The sequence below is a fragment of the Streptosporangium roseum DSM 43021 genome, from assembly GCF_000024865.1.
GTDB lineage: Bacteria > Actinomycetota > Actinomycetes > Streptosporangiales > Streptosporangiaceae > Streptosporangium > Streptosporangium roseum.
Window position 1 is genome coordinate 3118473 of the sequence record NC_013595.1, and the last position, 16139, is coordinate 3134611.

At 71.9% G+C, this 16139-nt stretch carries 12 protein-coding genes; 11 read left to right on the forward strand and 1 reads right to left on the reverse strand.

Annotated features, from left to right (window positions below; all coding sequences use genetic code 11):
• Positions 1-6 precede the first annotated feature (6 nt).
• The 11 genes from murD (at position 7) to SROS_RS13945 (ending at position 12428) form a co-directional block, all read left to right on the forward strand.
• Positions 7-1404, forward strand: coding sequence for a UDP-N-acetylmuramoyl-L-alanine--D-glutamate ligase (gene murD / locus SROS_RS13895; protein ID WP_012889570.1), 1398 nt, complete (start codon positions 7-9; stop codon positions 1402-1404).
• Positions 1405-1459: 55 nt separating this feature from the next.
• Positions 1460-2785, forward strand: a complete 1326-nt coding sequence (gene ftsW, locus SROS_RS13900; protein WP_012889571.1) for a putative lipid II flippase FtsW — start codon at positions 1460-1462, stop codon at positions 2783-2785.
• Positions 2786-2804: 19 nt separating this feature from the next.
• A complete protein-coding gene (gene murG / locus SROS_RS13905) occupies positions 2805-3896 on the forward strand; it encodes an undecaprenyldiphospho-muramoylpentapeptide beta-N-acetylglucosaminyltransferase (RefSeq protein WP_012889572.1) in 1092 nt (363 codons plus the stop codon).
• A 135-nt stretch (positions 3897-4031) separates the two neighbouring features.
• Positions 4032-5438 (forward strand): UDP-N-acetylmuramate--L-alanine ligase, encoded by a 1407-nt coding sequence (murC, locus tag SROS_RS13910; protein WP_012889574.1) that lies wholly within the window; start codon positions 4032-4034, stop codon positions 5436-5438.
• Positions 5439-5490: 52 nt separating this feature from the next.
• Positions 5491-6159: a cell division protein FtsQ/DivIB gene (locus tag SROS_RS13915; protein WP_012889575.1), complete on the forward strand. Its 669-nt coding sequence runs from the start codon at positions 5491-5493 to the stop codon at positions 6157-6159.
• Between the two features lie 225 nt (positions 6160-6384).
• Complete coding sequence (gene ftsZ, locus SROS_RS13920; RefSeq protein ID WP_012889576.1) at positions 6385-7791, forward strand: cell division protein FtsZ; 1407 nt, start codon at positions 6385-6387, stop codon at positions 7789-7791.
• A 90-nt stretch (positions 7792-7881) separates the two neighbouring features.
• Positions 7882-8586: a YggS family pyridoxal phosphate-dependent enzyme gene (locus SROS_RS13925; RefSeq protein WP_012889577.1), complete on the forward strand. Its 705-nt coding sequence runs from the start codon at positions 7882-7884 to the stop codon at positions 8584-8586.
• A gap of 120 nt (positions 8587-8706) precedes the next feature.
• A complete protein-coding gene (locus tag SROS_RS13930) occupies positions 8707-9210 on the forward strand; it encodes a cell division protein SepF (protein ID WP_012889578.1) in 504 nt (167 codons plus the stop codon).
• 82 nt (positions 9211-9292) lie between these two features.
• Positions 9293-9580: a YggT family protein gene (locus SROS_RS13935; protein ID WP_012889579.1), complete on the forward strand. Its 288-nt coding sequence runs from the start codon at positions 9293-9295 to the stop codon at positions 9578-9580.
• Between the two features lie 49 nt (positions 9581-9629).
• On the forward strand, positions 9630-10487 hold the full coding sequence (locus SROS_RS13940; RefSeq protein WP_012889580.1) for a DivIVA domain-containing protein: 858 nt from the start codon (positions 9630-9632) through the stop codon (positions 10485-10487).
• A gap of 42 nt (positions 10488-10529) precedes the next feature.
• Entirely contained in the window at positions 10530-12428 is a 1899-nt protein-coding gene (locus SROS_RS13945; RefSeq protein WP_012889581.1) for a hypothetical protein, read from the forward strand.
• A gap of 469 nt (positions 12429-12897) precedes the next feature.
• Here SROS_RS13945 and ileS read toward each other — a convergent pair whose 3' ends face one another.
• Positions 12898-16062 (reverse strand): isoleucine--tRNA ligase, encoded by a 3165-nt coding sequence (gene ileS, locus SROS_RS13950; protein WP_012889582.1) that lies wholly within the window; start codon positions 16060-16062, stop codon positions 12898-12900.
• Between the last annotated feature and the right edge of the window lie 77 nt (positions 16063-16139).

Genomic DNA, 16139 nt, shown 5'->3' on the forward strand with positions numbered 1-16139 from the left:
GGCCCGGTGATCTGCGTCGCGGGTCTGGGAGTCTCCGGCACGGCCGTCGCCCGCGCCATGGCCGCCCGGGGCGAGAAGGTGGTCGTCCTGGAGGGCCGGGACGGGGAGCGGGCCAGGGCGACCGCCGCGGAGCTGGCCGGGATCGGCGTCGAGGTCCGCTTCGGCGAGCCGGTCGAGCCGCCCGCCGGCACCTCCCTCATCGTCGCCACCGGCTGGCCGCCGCACCATCCGCTGCTGGTCGCGGCGGCCGAGGCCGGGGTGGAGGTGATCGGCGAGGTCGAGCTGGCCTGGCGGCTCCGCCCGGCGGGCGCCGCGCCGTGGCTGGCGCTGACCGGCACCAACGGCAAGACCACCGTGGTCCGGATGCTCACCTCGATGCTCACCGCGGCCGGGCACGCGGCGCTCGCGGTCGGCAACGTCGGCACCCCCGTCGTGGAGGCCGTCACCGGCCCCGCCGACGTGCTGGCCGTGGAGCTGTCCAGCTTCCAGCTCCACCGCTCGCCCAGCCTCGCCCCGCACACCGCGGCCGTGCTCAACGTCGCCCCCGACCATCTCGACTGGCACGGCTCCCTGGAGGAGTACGCCCGGGTCAAGGGGGAGATCTTCACCCGGGCCGGGACGGTCGTCCACAACGCCGACGACGAGTGGTCGGCCCGCCTGGCGGCGCCGTACGACGGGGGCACGGGCGCGCGCAGCGTCGGCTTCACCCTCGGCGTGCCGGCGCCCGGCCAGGTCGGCGTGGTCGAAGACCTGCTGGTGGACCGGGCGTTCGTGGCCGACCCGGCGCGCCACGCCGAGGAGCTCGCCTCCTTCGACGACATCCGGCCGTTCGCACCGCACAACGTGGCCAACGCGCTCGCCGCCGCCGCCATGGCCCGCTCCTACGGGGTGCCCGCGGAGGCCGTACGGCAGGGCCTGCTGGACTTCGTCCCCGACCCGCACCGGATGGCGCGGGTCGCGCGGGTCGGCGAGGTCGACTACGTCGACGACTCCAAGGCCACCAACCCGCACGCCGCCGCCGCCTCGCTCGCCGCCTACCCCTCGATCGTCTGGATCGCCGGCGGGCAGCTCAAGGGCGCCGACGTGGACGATCTGGTACGGCGGGCCGCGCCCCGGCTGCGCGGCGCGGTGCTGCTGGGCGCCGATCGCGAGCGGATCCGGCAGGCTCTGGCGCGACACGCCGCGAATGTCCCGGTGGTGGAGGTGGCCGGGCAAGACACTGGGGTCATGGACCGTGTCGTCATCGAAGCCGCGAGGCTCGCCGCCCCCGGGGACACCGTGCTGCTGGCCCCGGCGGGGGCCTCGCTGGACATGTTCCCCGGCTACGGGGCCCGGGGGAAGGCCTTCGCCCGGGCCGTGCTGGAGCGTCTGGACGGCTCCCAGGGCGGTGCCGGGGACGCATGAGAGCGCGCTTGCGGGATCCGGGGACCCCTGCCCGGCCGGCGGGGCGGAGTGACGGATGACAGCCGTGAGCGACCGGCCGCCGGACGCCGGCTCCTTCAGGGGCCGGCTGGTGCGCGTGCGGGAGCTGCTGGCGCGCCCTCTCTTCTCCTACCACCTGCTGCTGGGCGTCAGCGCGCTGCTGATGGCCCTGGGACTGATGATGGTCCTGTCCGCGTCGAGCATCCACGCGCTCCAGACGCGGCAGTCGGCGTTCGCGCTCTTCGGCCGGCAGTTCATCTCGATGGCCCTGGGGCTGTTCCTGATGTGGATCTGCGCCCGGCTGCCCCTCAGGTTCTTCCGGCAGGCGGGTTACCCGCTGATGGTCTTCGCCGCGCTGGGGCTGATCCTGGTCATGTTCATCGGCTCGGCGGAGCAGGGCGCGCAGCGCTGGATCTACATCGGCGAGCTCACCATCCAGCCGTCGGAGCCGGCCAAGCTCGCGCTGGTGCTGTGGGGGGCCGATCTGCTGGCGAAGGGGGCCCGCGCCGGGCAGATCGAGTGGCGCAGGCTGCTGATCCCCCTCATGCCGGGCCTGGCGATCATGGCCGTCCTGGTGATGCTGGGAAGAGACCTCGGGACCACCCTGGTCCTGATGATGATCTTCCTGGCCCTGCTGTGGGTCGTGGGCGCGCCGCTGAAACTGTTCGGCGGCATCCTGTCGGTCATGGTGCTGGCCACCGTCACGATGATCACCATCGAGGGCTACCGCTCGGCGCGGATCAAGGGGTGGCTCGACCCGTGGGGCAACGCGCAGGACGCGGGCTACCAGCTCGTGCAGGGCCAGATCGGGATGGGCAGCGGAGGCTGGTTCGGGCTCGGACTGGGGGCCAGCCGGCAGAAGTGGAACTGGACCCCGCACGCCGAGAGCGACTTCATCTTCTCCATCCTGGGTGAGGAGCTCGGCCTGATGGGCACGCTGGTCGTGGTGGCCCTGTTCGGCCTGCTCGGCTACGCGGGCCTGCGGGTGGCCACCCGGGTCAGGGACCCGTTCGTCCGGCTCGCCTCGGTCGCCGCGATCGCCTGGATCGTCGGTCAGGCGATCGTCAACATCGGCGCGGTCATCGGTGTGCTGCCCATCACCGGCATCCCGTTGCCCCTGATCTCCTACGGCGGATCCGCGCTGCTGCCGACCCTGGCAGCGCTGGGGATGCTGCTCGCCTTCGCCAAACAGGAGCCCGGGGCGCGCGAGGCTCTGGCGGCACGTGGCCCCGGACCGGTGGCGCGGGGCCTAAGCTGGCTTGGCCTGGGTGGTCTGGCCCGGCGACGACGGCCGGCCACGCAAGACGATGAGCGACTGGGCGGCCCGGCGCGGAAACGACGGCCGGTCCGCGGAAGACGATGAGTGAAGTGAAAGGACCGACATGAGGGTGGTCCTCGCCGGCGGCGGGACGGCCGGTCATATCGAACCGGCGTTGGCCCTGGCCGACGCGCTCCGCCGGCTTGATCCGAACATCGGGATCACCTGCCTCGGCACGGAGCGCGGCCTGGAGACGCGACTGGTCCCGGCCCGGGGCTACGAGCTGCAGCTCGTGCCGGCGGTGCCGCTGCCGCGGGCGATCACGCCCCAGCTCCTGAGCGTGCCCGGCCGGCTGGCGGGCGCCATCAACGCGGCCGCGGGCATCATGGACCGCGTCCAGGCCGACGTGCTGGTCGGATTCGGCGGCTACGTGGCGACCCCCGCCTACCTGGCGGCGCGGCGGCGCGGCGTGCCGATCGTGGTGCACGAGGCCAACCCGAGGCCCGGCCTGGCCAACCGGCTGGGCGCGCGGCTGACCGACCACGTGTTCACCGGCCACCAGAACACGCCGCTGCCCCGCGCCGAACACGTGGGCATCCCGCTCCGGCGCGAGATCGTCGGGCTGGACCGCCTCTCCGTGGGCGACAAGGCGCGCTCCTGGTTCGGCCTGGAGGCCGACCTGCCCACGCTGCTGGTCACCGGCGGTTCCCAGGGCGCGCGGTCGCTCAACCAGGCGGCCCTGGCCGCCGCCCCGGTGCTGCGCCGGGCCGGAGTGCAGGTGCTGCACGTCATCGGCCCGAAGAACACGCTGGAGGAGGAGCCGCCGCCCGGCGACCCGCAGTACGTCGTGCTGCAGTACGTCGACCGGATGGACCTGGCCTACGCCGCGGCCGACTTCGCCCTGTGCCGCAGCGGCGCCATGACCTGTGCCGAGCTGACCGCGGTGGGCCTGCCCGCCGCCTACATCCCGCTCCCGCACGGCAACGGCGAGCAGCGGCTCAACGCCGAGCCGATCGTGCAGGCCGGTGGCGGCCTCATGGTCGACGACGCCGACCTGACACCGGAGTGGATCATCCAGAACGTGCTCCCCATCCTGTCCGACCCCGAGCGCGTGGTCACCATGTCGGAGGCCGCCTCCAGGATGGGGCGGAAAGACGCCGACGTGACGCTCGCCCGCAGGGTGCTGCAGATCGCGGCGGAGGGCAGGGGCCGATGAGCCGGAAGCCGGGCATGCGGCCGACGAGGAGCGATGAGCGATCGATGAGCGCGGAACGGGACCGGCGCGGTGCGCGCCCCGGCCGGCCGGGGAACGAGACCGTCCGCGTGGCTAGCGAGGAGTGGTGAGCGACCGATGAGCCTGGTCAAGTTGGTGGATCCGGTCGCGGCCGAGGAGCTCGGGCGCGTCCACTTCATCGGGATAGGCGGTGCCGGGATGTCCGGCATCGCGCGCATCCTGCTCAAGCGCGGCGTGCCGGTCTCCGGCAGCGACGCGCGCGGCTCGGACATGGTGACCGAGCTGCGGGAGCTGGGCGGCAGGGTCCACATCGGCCACGCCGCCTCGAACATCAAGAACGTCGACACCGTCGTGGTCTCCACCGCGATCCGCGACTCCAACCCCGAGCTGGGCGAGGCGCTCCGCCAGGGGCTGCGGGTGATCCCCAGGGCCGCCGCGCTGGCCTCGGTCATGGCGGGCCGTACCGGGGTCGCCCTGGCCGGGACCCACGGCAAGACCACCACGACCTCGATGCTCACGGTGGCGCTGCAGAAGTGCGGCGCCGACCCGTCCTACTGCGTCGGCGGCCAGCTCGTGACCACCGGCCTGGGCGCCGACGAGGGCGCGGGCGAGGTGTTCGTGGCCGAGGCCGACGAGAGCGACGGCTCCTTCCTCATGCTGGCCCCGGAGATCGCCGTGGTGACCAACGTGGAGCCGGACCATCTGGACAACTACGGTGACCCGCGCGCGGTCTACGACAGTTTCGCGCGGTTCGTCGAACGGGTCGGGAAGTCGATGGTGATCTGCGCCGACGACCCGGGCTCCGCGGCCCTGGTCCCGATCGCCCGCGCGCGCGGCCTGAAGGTGGTCACCTACGGCGAGGCCGAGGGCGCCGACTTCCGGGTGAGCGGGATCCTCCCCGACGGCCTGGGCATCTCCTTCGCGGTCGAGGGCCGCGGGGAGGTCAGGCTGGCCGTCCCCGGCCGCCACAACGCGCTCAACGCCACCGCGGTCATCGCCGTGGCGATGGAGCTGGGCGTGTCCTTCGACGAGATACGCGACGGCCTGGCCGCCTTCACCGGCGCCAAGCGTCGTTTCGAGGCCAAGGGCGAGGCCGGGGGGGTGGCGGTCTTCGACAGCTACGCCCACCATCCGACCGAGCTCGCCGCCGACCTGCGCGCGGCGCGGGACGTGGTGGCGTCCTTCTCCGGCTCCGGCAGGGTCATCGCGGTCTTCCAGCCGCACCTCTACTCGCGCACCAGGTTCTTCGCCGACGAGTTCGGCGTCGCCCTGGGCCTGGCCGACGAGGCCATCGTGCTGGACGTCTACGGTGCCCGTGAGGACCCGGAGCCGGGCGTCTCCGGGGCCCTGGTGGCGGGCAAGGTGCCGCTCCCGCCGGAGCGGGTCACCTACGCGCCGCAGCGGGAGGCGGTCCCCGCCCTGGTGGCCGGCCGGGCCAGGCCCGGCGACATCGTGCTCACCATGGGGGCGGGCGACGTGACCGAACTGGGCCCCCGCATCGTGGCGGAGCTGGCCGCCCGGTGACCCGCGGGAGGGGACGGTCACCGGCGCCCGAGCCGCCGGACGGGGGGAGACGATGAACGGGGTGTGGAGGTCGGCCTTCCTGGCCCTGCTCACCGTGGGAGTGGTGGGCACCGCCGCCTGGCTGGTGTTCTTCTCGTCGGTGCTCGGCGTCCGGGACATCCGGGTGGTGGGCAACCTCGGCATCCCCGCCCAGCAGATCCAGCAGGCGACGGGGGTGCCCGAGGGCAGGCCCCTGGCCATCGTGGACGTGGACGAGGTCGAGCAGCGGATCGGCAGGATCCGGCAGATCGAGTCGGTGCGGGTCAGCCGCGGCTGGCCGGGCACGCTGATGGTGGAGATCGTGGAACGCGAGCCGCTGGCGGTGGTGGCGGTCGGCCCCAAGTTCGCGCTCATGGACCGGCACGGCGTGATGACCGAGATCAAGGACGTCGCGCCCCCGTCGCTCCCGCTGCTGCGCGTCGACCGTCCCCAGCCCGGCGACCCGGCGACCGCCGCGGCGCTGACCGTCATACAGGCGCTGCCCGAAGATCTGGCCCGGCGGCTCTCGGAAGTGCTCGCACCCTCGCCCGAGACCGTCTCGATGCGTCTCAAGGACGGCCGCGAGGTCGTGTGGGGCGGCCGGGACCGTCCGGCCGCCAAGGCCGGCATCCTCGTCACGCTGCTGAAACGTCCCGCCGACACCTATGACGTGAGCTCGCCCGACGTCGTGACGGTGAAGTGACCCCGGCAGGTCGCGCGCGGTCCCGGAAAAGGACGGCCCGCGACACGCCGGACGCGCTTGCGGCGCGGTTAGTTGACCCACCTGGAGCGTAACTCCTACTGTCCGTATCACTCCTCAGGTTGACATAAATCTAAATCTCAACTTGAGGGTGAGGGTTTTGGAAACGACGGCACGGGCCCCGTGCCGCATGAAATTGCAAGTCAACGAGCGGAAAGGCCCCTCGTCGTGGCAGCACCGCAGAACTACCTCGCGGTCATCAAGGTTGTAGGAATCGGCGGAGGCGGAGTCAACGCCGTCAACCGGATGATCGAGGAGGGACTCAAGGGCGTCGAGTTCATCGCCATCAATACCGACGCTCAGGCGCTGCTGATGAGTGACGCCGACGTCAAGCTTGATGTCGGGCGCGAACTCACCCGCGGCCTCGGCGCGGGGGCCAACCCCGAAGTCGGGCGCAAGGCGGCCGAGGACCACCGCGAGGAGATCGAAGAGGTCATCAAGGGCGCCGACATGGTGTTCGTCACCGCCGGAGAGGGCGGTGGCACGGGCACCGGCGGTGCTCCGGTGGTGGCCAACATCGCGCGCTCGCTGGGCGCGCTGACCATCGGCGTGGTCACCCGGCCCTTCAGCTTCGAGGGCCGGCGCAGGGCGATGCAGGCCGAGGCGGGCATAGAGACCCTGCGCGAGGAGGTCGACACCCTCATCGTGATCCCGAACGACCGGCTGCTGTCGATCTCCGACCGGCAGGTGAGCGTGCTGGACGCCTTCAAGGCGGCCGACCAGGTGCTGCTCTCCGGCGTCCAGGGCATCACCGACCTCATCACCACGCCTGGTCTGATCAACCTCGACTTCGCCGATGTGAAGTCGGTCATGTCCGGAGCCGGTTCGGCGCTCATGGGCATCGGCCACGCGCGCGGCGACGACCGGTCGGTCGCCGCCGCCGAGATGGCCGTCTCCAGCCCGCTGCTGGAGGCCAGCATCGACGGCGCCCACGGCGTCCTGCTCTCGATCGCCGGCGGGTCCGACCTCGGCCTGTTCGAGATCAACGAAGCGGCCCAGCTGGTCTCCAACGCCGCGGCGCCGGATGCCAACATCATCTTCGGTACGGTCATCGACGACGCCCTCGGCGACGAGGTGCGCGTCACCGTGATCGCGGCCGGGTTCGACGAGCCCGCCGCGGAGGTCAAGACCGTCGTGCCGCAGCCGGCCGCCCGCCAGCAGCCGGCCTCGCGCCCGGCTCCCGCCCCCTCGGTGACCGCGCCGGTCCGTCCGGTGACGCCCACGGTGAAGGCCGAGCCCCGGCCCGAGCCCAGGGTCGAGCAGGCGCAGGTCCGGCCGGTCGCCGGCCCGCCGGCACCCGCCCCGGTGGTGGAGACGCCGATCCCGCCGGCTCCGCAGCCGGTCCAGCAGATCCACCCGGTCCAGCCCGCCCCGCCGGTGCACATCCCGGCGGAGCAGGCCGAGCCGCCCCGCGCGGAGGAGGCTCCGGCGCCGCCGGTGTCGATCCCGCGCCCGGCGCCGGAGCCCTCGCAGCCCACCCCCATCTCCGCCAGGGTCTCCGACCCCGCCCGGAGGCGGCCGGTGATCTTCGAGGAGCAGGAAGAGGAGCTCGACGTCCCCGACTTCCTGAAGTGACATTGCTCACGGCTGGGTGGTCGACGGATCACTCAGCTGTGACAGGGAGAATGGATTCCGCCGGTTTGTCGGTATTTGAACGGCGGAGAAGTGACGGAAACAACACGACGTGATGAGATCGCGGCCGGTCTGGCCGAGGTTGAGGCGAGCATCGCCGAAGCCTGCCGGGCCGCCGGCCGTGCCCGCGAGGAGCTGACGCTCATCGCGGTGAGCAAGACCTACCCGGCCTCCGACGTGCGGCTACTGGCCGCGCTGGGGGTGACGGACGTGGGGGAGAACCGTGACCAGGAGGCTTCGGTCAAGGTGCGCGAATGTGCGGGCCTGGACCTCACCTGGCACTTCATCGGCCAGTTGCAGACCAACAAGGCCCGCTCCGTGGCCGGTTACGCCGACGTCGTCCACTCGGTGGACCGCCCGCGTCTGGTGACCGCCCTCAGCCAGGAGGCGGTCAGGGCGGGACGGGAGATCACCTGCCTGGTGCAGGTCGCCCTGGACGGCGATCCCGGGCGGGGCGGGGCGCGGCCGGCGGACGTGGCCGCGCTGGCGGAGGCACTGGCCGTCGCCCCCGGGATCCGGCTGGGCGGGGTGATGGCGGTGGCGCCGCTGGGGGAGGAGCCCGGCAGGGCCTTCGCCAGGCTCCGGGAGATCGCGCAGGTCATGCGGGATGCCCACCCCGGAGCCGACGTCATCTCCGCAGGTATGAGCGGTGATATGTCCGAGGCCATTGCGAATGGCGCGACACACCTGCGGGTCGGTACGGCGTTGCTCGGTCGCAGGAAGCCCTTAGTCAGGTAATGTCCCTTCAAGTGGACCTTGGCGTCCGCGTATCCAGATAGAGGTCGATCGGTGGTGAGCTCCAAGGGGGTGCGGCTACCGCCCCAGGGAAATCGCAGTAAGGCGGAGGAAGAAGTAGCGATGGCCAGCGCGATGCGCAAGATGGCGGTCTACCTCGGTCTTGTGGAGGACGACCGCTACGAGAGGTACGACAGCTATTCCGACGACGAGTACGACGACTTCGACGACTCGCGGAGGGGCGGCGAGGAGCGGCCTGGCACGGTCCAGGACCGCGAGGACGACACTGACCCAGGCGTGCCCGCTCCGAGGCCCGCAACGGCTGTCATAGAGCGCCGCACGACCGATCTGGCGCGTATCACGACGCTTCATCCCCGCACCTACAACGAGGCGCGGACAATTGGTGAGCACTTCCGTGACGGCACCCCGGTCATCATGAATCTGACCGAAATGGTTGACAGTGACGCCAAGCGACTTGTCGATTTCGCGGCAGGTCTTGTCTTTGGCCTACACGGCAGCATTGAACGTGTTACGAACAAGGTGTTCCTGTTGTCCCCTGCCAATGTCGAGGTGACCGCCGAGGACAAGGCCCGAATCGCGGAACGCGGGTTCTTCAACCAGAGCTAGAGTTCCACCATGAACAGTGACCGGCCGGACAGGTCCCGACAAGACCGGGGACGGCGGAACAGCGTGGAGGCGGGGGCGGACCGTGGGGATCGTTAGCGAGATCTTGGTCGTCATCCTGTCCCTCTACCTGGTTCTGCTGATCGGCAGAATGATCTTTGAGACGGTGCAGGCGTTCGCACGTCAGTGGCGCCCCACGGGGGTCGTCCTGGTTCTGGCGGAAGCCGTATACACGGTGACCGACCCACCTCTCAAGTTCCTCCGCCGTTTCATTCCACCACTCCGGTTGGGTACGGTGGCCTTTGACCTAAGCTTCACAGTGCTGTTCATTGTGGTCTTGGTCTTGATCCAACTCGTGTCCGCGCTTCGTTGATCGGGTACCGTCCCTCCGGACAGACTCCAAGCGCGCCAAGGAGACCGAAATGCCGCTGACGCCCGCTGATGTGCGGAACAAGCAATTCAGTACGACCCGGCTCAGGCCGGGCTATGACGAGGAAGAGGTAGACGCCTTCCTTGATGAGGTCGAGTCCGAGCTGGACCGTCTCATCCAAGAGAACGAGGAGCTCCGCGCCAAGCTGGCGGAGTGCCTGCGGGGCAAGGTGCCCGGCGGAATGGGAATGGCCATGGCGCCCGCCCCCGTGGCCGAGCCCAAGCCCGAGATGATGATGCCGCAGCCGGAGCCGATGCGTGCCCCCGAGCCGGTGCAGCACCAGCAGCCTGTTCCCGTCGGCATGGGAATGCCCCCGGCCGAGGACAACATGGACACCGCCGCCCGCGTGCTCGCGCTGGCCCAGCAGACGGCCGACCAGGCGATCGCCGATGCCCGCCGGGAGGCGGACGAGACGGTGACCCGGGCCCGCCGCGAGGCCGACGACATCCTCGGCAAGGCGCGTCGCCAGGCCGAGCAGGTCATCGGTGACGCCCGCGCCCGCGCTGAGACGCTGGAACGCGACGCGCAGGAGCGGCACCGCCAGGCCATGGGTTCGCTGGTGCAGACCCGCGACGAGCTTGAGCGCAAGGTCGAGGAGCTGCGCAGCTTCGAGCGGGAGTACCGCAGCCGTCTGAAGCTGTATCTTGAGAACCAGCTCGCCGAGCTGACCGTGGCTGCCGAGGGCAGTGGCGGATTCCCGATCGTGGGCGGCCCTCCGGCCATGTCCCACGCCGTGGCTCAGGGTGGACAGCCGACCATTCAGGGTGCCCCCAACCCGTTCGGTGGTGAGCCGTCGCAGCATTCGGGCGCCTTCCAGGGCGTTGACGGTCCGCACAACGACCGCCGCTAGGGTGTCGGGTCATCCCTCTGACCCGTATCCGGGAGTCCCTCTGTGATCCTTATCAGCGCCGGCTTGGTGGTCACCGCCATCGTCCTGCTCATCGCGGGGTTCGTGCTGGCCAAGCCATTTCTGGTCATGTGGTCGATCGCGGTCAGCGTTCTGTCCGCGGTCTTCCTGGTGATCGGGGCGCTGTTGCGCCGCCACGAGCTGTTCCCCGGCGGGCGCGCCGGGGCGGCTCCGCTCCCTCCCGAGGGACCGGTTCCGGCCGGGCCGATGCCCGCGCCGCACATGAGGCCGGATCAGCGCGTCCCCTCGGCTCCGCACCCGAGGGCGCCGCACGGCATGCCGCCGGCGGCGACCGTCGCGTCTCAGCCCCGGCCGCGCCCGGTGGCCGGGCCGGCTCCCGCCGCGAGGCAGGGCCTGCTGGACGCCGAGGCGATCGTCCTGGTGATCCCCGGGCGCAAGCGGTATCACGTCGCCGGCTGTCGGCAGCTGGCCGGCAGGGATCATGAGGAGCTCACTCACGAGGAGGCGCGCGAGGAGGGCTTCACGCCCTGCACCACGTGCCTGCCCGAGTTCACCGGCGGGATCCAGCCGCAGGACGCCCCCATCGGCGCTCAGAAACCGGTCGCGCACCCGGCCCCCTCCCCGGAGCCCGGCCCCTCCGGCGACACCCGCGGGCCGGACGTCCACGAGCCCACCGCCCGCTTCAGCCCGCCGTACGGGCCCGTCACCACGGCCACCCCGCAGGAGGCCGCGGCTCCGGTGACCCGCCCCTACATCCAGGGCCCGGCGGCTCCCCGGGAGCAGGCACGGCCGCAGGAACCGGCGAGCCCGCCGCTCCGCGCCGCGGAGACCGCCGCCCGGACCTTCCCGATCCAGTCCCCGGAGCCCGAGCCGGAGACGTCCGCCGACGCCGAGGCCACCAGCTGGTTCAGCCGGGACATGGTCGCGTCGGCCGCCGCCCAGCCGGAGACCCCGGCAGAACCCGAGCCCTCCGAGCCCTCCAAGTCTTCCGCACCCTCCGAACCGGAGGACGGCACCCCGGCCGAGCCGGAGCCCGTCACGCCCGCCTCCACCGGGGCGGAGGCCCCCGCCGAAGCCGGCGGCCCGGCGGAGCCCGACCCCACCGGGGCCGAGACCTCGATCATCCCCTCCCGGTCCCTGCCTTCCGGCGGGTCCGCGCCCTCCGAGGTGGAGGAATCCGCAGAGTCCGAAGGCGGGTCCGAGCCCCGGGGCGGCGCCCCGGCCGGCTCCCGGCCCGCCGGTGCCGGCACCCCGGTAGGTGGCGAGGCTCCTGCCGCACCCTCCGCGCCCGCCGCCGGGAGTCCGGCCACGTCCTCCGCGCCCGCCGGTGCCGGGAGCCCGGTCAGGGGCGAGGCTCCTGTCGCGTCCTCCGCGTCCGATCCCGCGTCCTCCGAGCCTTCCAAGGCCGATCCCGAGCCTTCCAAGGCCGATCCCGCGTCCTCCGAGTCCTCCAAGGCCGATCCCGAGCCTTCCGGGGCCGAGGGCACGGCCGGGCCCGGCAGCCCCGCCACGTCCGCCTCCGCCGCGCAGGAGGCTCCCGAGGAGCCCTCCCCGGCGGCGCGGAAGGCCGCCGACCGGTCCGCCTCCGCGGAGCCGGACAGCCCCTCCGAGCCGGCGGAGCCGCAGGTCCCGGCGGCCGGGGAGAAGGCCCCTGAGGCGGTGCCGGAGACGGCGCCGGAAGAGGCATCCGGCGCGGACGACGGAGACACCGCCCCCCACGGCATCCCCGCCGTCAAGGACAGCCCGGAGCCCGCCCTCGGCGGCTCCGGAGCGGTCAAGGTCATCGTCGGCACCCGCCGCTTCCACAGCTCCGCCTGCCCGCTCATCAAGGGCACGGACGGCAGCGGCATCGAGACCATGACCCGGGCCGAGGCCGAGGAGGCCGGCCTGAGCAGCTGCTCGGTCTGCCGCGACCAGGGCTAGCCCCTCGCCGGATCACAGGGCATGGGCCCCTGAACCCATCGGAAGGTTCACCGGGCATGGGCCCCGCCGGCCGCATCGGAAGAGGCCGCGGGGCGCAGATCCCCTAAACTCATCGGAAGGCTCCTGGGGCACGGACCCCGCCGGCCGCAGCGGAAGATTCATGGGGTACGGATCCCGCCGGCCGCAGTGGAAGAGGCCGCGGGGCGCAGACCCCTTGAACTCATCGGAAGGTTCACCGGGCACGGGCTCCGCCGGCCGCAGCGGAAAAGGCCACGGGACACGGGCCCTGTCAGCTGCACCGGGAAAGGGCGCGGGGCAGGGACCCCGTCGGCCGTACCGGGGAAAGGGCGCGGGGAGACCCCTGCCGGCGCATCGCAAAGGGCTCCGGGGAAGATCCCCGGAGCCCTTTGCGATGTCCGCCTCCCGATGGCCGGTGCCGCTCCCCGTGGGGCGGCACCGGCCAGGGGGCTCAGACGGTACGGCGGAGCTGGAAGGTCAGGTCGAGGTCGGCGTCGTGGTGGGCCGGGAGGTCGCCTCCGGAGCCCTCGCTGAGGGAGACGGCGAGGACCTCGCCGGCCACCGTGCCACCCTGGGTGCGCAGAGCCTCGGCCAGGTCGGCGTCGGTGGTGGACCACCACACGTCGATCCGGTCGGAGATGGACAGGCCGGTCGACTTGCGGGCGTCCTGGAGCAGGCGGATGACGTCGCGGACCAGCCCGGAGCGGCGCAGCTCGTCGGTGATGGTCAGGTCGAGGGCGACCGTCTCGCCGGTGCCGGTGTCGACGGCCCCGGTCTCCACCGCCCACCCGGACTTCGGCTGCTCGGTGACGATCACCTCCTCGCCGCTCAGCTCCACCGTGCCCAGCTCGCCGGCGTCCACCGCGACCGCCGAACCCGAGCGGAGGGCGCGTGCGAGCTCCCCGGCGTCGGCGGCGGCGACGGCCGCGGCGACCAGCTTGGTCTGCGAGCCGAACCTCTTGCCCAGCGCCCGGAAGTTGGGCTTGACGGTGAAGGAGACCAGGTCGGCCTCGATGCCCGACAGGTCCTCCAGACCCTGGACGTTGAGCTCGTCGGCGATCAGATCGCGCAGCTCGGGGGAGAGCGCGGCCCAGCCGCGGGCGCCGACCAGTGCCCGGCCGAGCGGCTGGCGGGTCTTGACCCCGCTGGAGGCGCGGGCCGAGCGGCCCAGCTCCACCAGGCGGCGGACCAGCGCCATCTGCTCCGACAGCGCGGGGTCCAGCAGCTCCTCGGTCACCGAGGGCCAGGCGGCCAGGTGAACGGAGGAGGGGGCCTCGGTGGCGCGCAGCACGTCCCAGACGTAGTCGGTGATGAACGGCACCACCGGTGACATCAGCCGGGTGACGGTCTCCAGGCACTCGTACAGCGTGGCGAACGCCGAGGCGTCACCGGACCAGAAGCGGCGGCGGGAGCGCCGCACGTACCAGTTGGACAGGTCGTCGAGGAACTCCGCCAGCCGCCGCCCGACCCGGGCGGTGTCGAACTCGTCCATCGACGCGGTGACCTCGGCCACCGTCCGGTGCAGCTCGGCCAGCACCCAGCGGTCGATCAGCGGGCGCTCGGCGTGCGGGGGGGCCTCGGAGAGCCTGGACGGCGACCACGATTCGGCGTTGGCGTAGAGGGTGAAGAACGACGCGGTGTTCCAGTAGGTCAGCAGGACCTTGCGGACGATCTCCTCCAGGGCGCCGTGCCCGACCCGGCGGGCCGCCCACGGCGAGCCGGCGCAGGCCATGTACCAGCGCAGCGCGTCGGCGCCGTGCTGGTCCATCAGCGGGATCGGCTGCAGCACGTTGCCCAGGTGCTTGCTCATCTTGCGGCCGTCCTCGGCGAGGATCAGGCCGAGGCAGAGCACGTTCTCGTACGAGGACCTGCCGAAGACCAGCGTGCCGACCGCCATCAGCGAGTAGAACCAGCCGCGCGTCTGGTCGGTGGCCTCGCAGATGAACTGCGCCGGGTAGGCCTTCTCCAGCATGTCCGCGTTCTGGTACGGCGCGCCCCACTGGGCGAACGGCATCGACCCCGAGTCGTACCAGGCGTCGATCACGTCCGGCACCCGGCGCGCCTCGGCCCCGCAGGTGGGGCAGGGCAGCGTGATGTCGTCCACGTAGGGACGGTGCGGGTCGAGGGCGGACACGTCCTGGCCGGAGAGCCGGCTCAGCTCCTCCAGCGAGCCGACGCAGGTGATGTGCGACTCGTCGGCGGAGCAGACCCACAGCGGCAGCGGCGTGCCCCAGTAACGCGACCGGGACAGCGACCAGTCGACGTTGTTGCGCAGCCACTCGCCGAAGCGGCCCCACTTGATCGTCTCGGGGTACCAGTTGGTCTGCTCGTTCTCGGCGAGGAGCTGCTCCTTGATCGCCGTGGTGCGGATGTACCAGGCGGGGAGCGCGTAGTAGAGCAGGGCGGTGTGGCAGCGCCAGCAGTGCGGGTAGCTGTGCTCGAAGTGGCCGCCCCGGTAGAGCAGGCCGCGCGCCCTGAGGTCCTCGGTGAGGTCCTCGTCGGCGTCCTTGAAGAACTGCCCGCCGACCTGGGGGACGCTGTCGAGGAAGCGCCCGTCGGGGCCGATGGGGTTGACCACCGGCAGGCCGTACCGCTTGCAGGTCGTCAGGTCGTCGGCGCCGAAGGCGGGGGCCTGGTGGACCAGGCCGGTGCCGTCCTCGGTGGTGACGTAGTAGCCGAGCACCACGTAGTGCGCGCCGGGGATGTCGACCAGCTCGAAGGGGCGGGAGTAGGTGGTGTGCTCCAGGTCGGCGCCCTGGAAGGAGGCCAGCACCTCGGCGCCCTCGCCCAGCGCGGAGACCAGCAGCGGCTCGGCGACCACCAGCACCTCGTCGGACCCGGCGGGGCGGGCCGCGACGTAGGTCACGTCGGGGTGCACGGCCACGGCGGTGTTGGAGACCAGCGTCCACGGGGTGGTGGTCCAGATCAGCAGCGAGGCGCCGAGGTCGGCCAGCGGGCCCGACGTGGCGGGCATGCGGACGTAGACCGACGGGCTGGAGACGGTCTCGTAGCCGCCGGGCTGGCCCAGCTCGTGGTCGGACAGGCCGGTGCCGCAGCGCGGGCAGTAGGGGGTGATCCGGAAGTCGCGGAACAGCAGGTCCTTGTCGAAGACGACCTTGAGCGACCACCAGACGGACTCCACGTAGCTCGGGTCCATCGTGCGGTAGGCCTGGGACAGGTCGATCCAGTAGCCCATCCGCTCGGTCATCTCTTCGAAGGCGTCCACGTGCCGCAGCACCGACTCGCGGCACCTGGCGTTGAACTCGGCGACGCCGTACTCCTCGATGTCCTTCTTGCCGGACAGGCCGAGTTCCTTCTCGACGGCGACCTCGACCGGCAGGCCGTGGCAGTCCCAGCCGGCCTTGCGGGGCACGTTGTAGCCCTGCATCGACTTGTAGCGGGGGAAGACGTCCTTGAACACCCGGGCCTCGACGTGGTGGACGCCGGGCATGCCGTTGGCGGTGGGCGGGCCCTCGTAGAAGACCCAGTTGGGACCGTCGGTGTTCTGCTCGACCGAGCGCTCGAAGACCTTTCCGTCACGCCAGCGGTCGAGCACCTCATGTTCGAGCGCGGGTAGATCGACCTGCGCGGGAAGAGAGCGGAAATAGGCGGACATGACGGGCGGGACCTCCACGCTGGTGCTGGCAGTGGCGTGGAGGGACGAGACCCTCGGGCCCCGCGGTACCACCCTCC

Excerpts from the sequence above, each read along its gene's own strand:
- ftsW (WP_012889571.1), top strand. The coding sequence starts at position 1,460 with ATGACAGCCGTGAGCGACCGGCCGCCGGACGCCGGCTCCTTCAGGGGC.
- murG (WP_012889572.1), top strand. The coding sequence starts at position 2,805 with ATGAGGGTGGTCCTCGCCGGCGGCGGGACGGCCGGTCATATCGAACCG.
- murC (WP_012889574.1), top strand. The coding sequence starts at position 4,032 with ATGAGCCTGGTCAAGTTGGTGGATCCGGTCGCGGCCGAGGAGCTCGGG.
- SROS_RS13915 (WP_012889575.1), top strand. The coding sequence starts at position 5,491 with ATGAACGGGGTGTGGAGGTCGGCCTTCCTGGCCCTGCTCACCGTGGGA.
- SROS_RS13930 (WP_012889578.1), top strand. The coding sequence starts at position 8,707 with ATGGCCAGCGCGATGCGCAAGATGGCGGTCTACCTCGGTCTTGTGGAG.
- SROS_RS13940 (WP_012889580.1), top strand. The coding sequence starts at position 9,630 with ATGCCGCTGACGCCCGCTGATGTGCGGAACAAGCAATTCAGTACGACC.
- ileS (WP_012889582.1), bottom strand. The coding sequence starts at position 16,062 with ATGTCCGCCTATTTCCGCTCTCTTCCCGCGCAGGTCGATCTACCCGCG.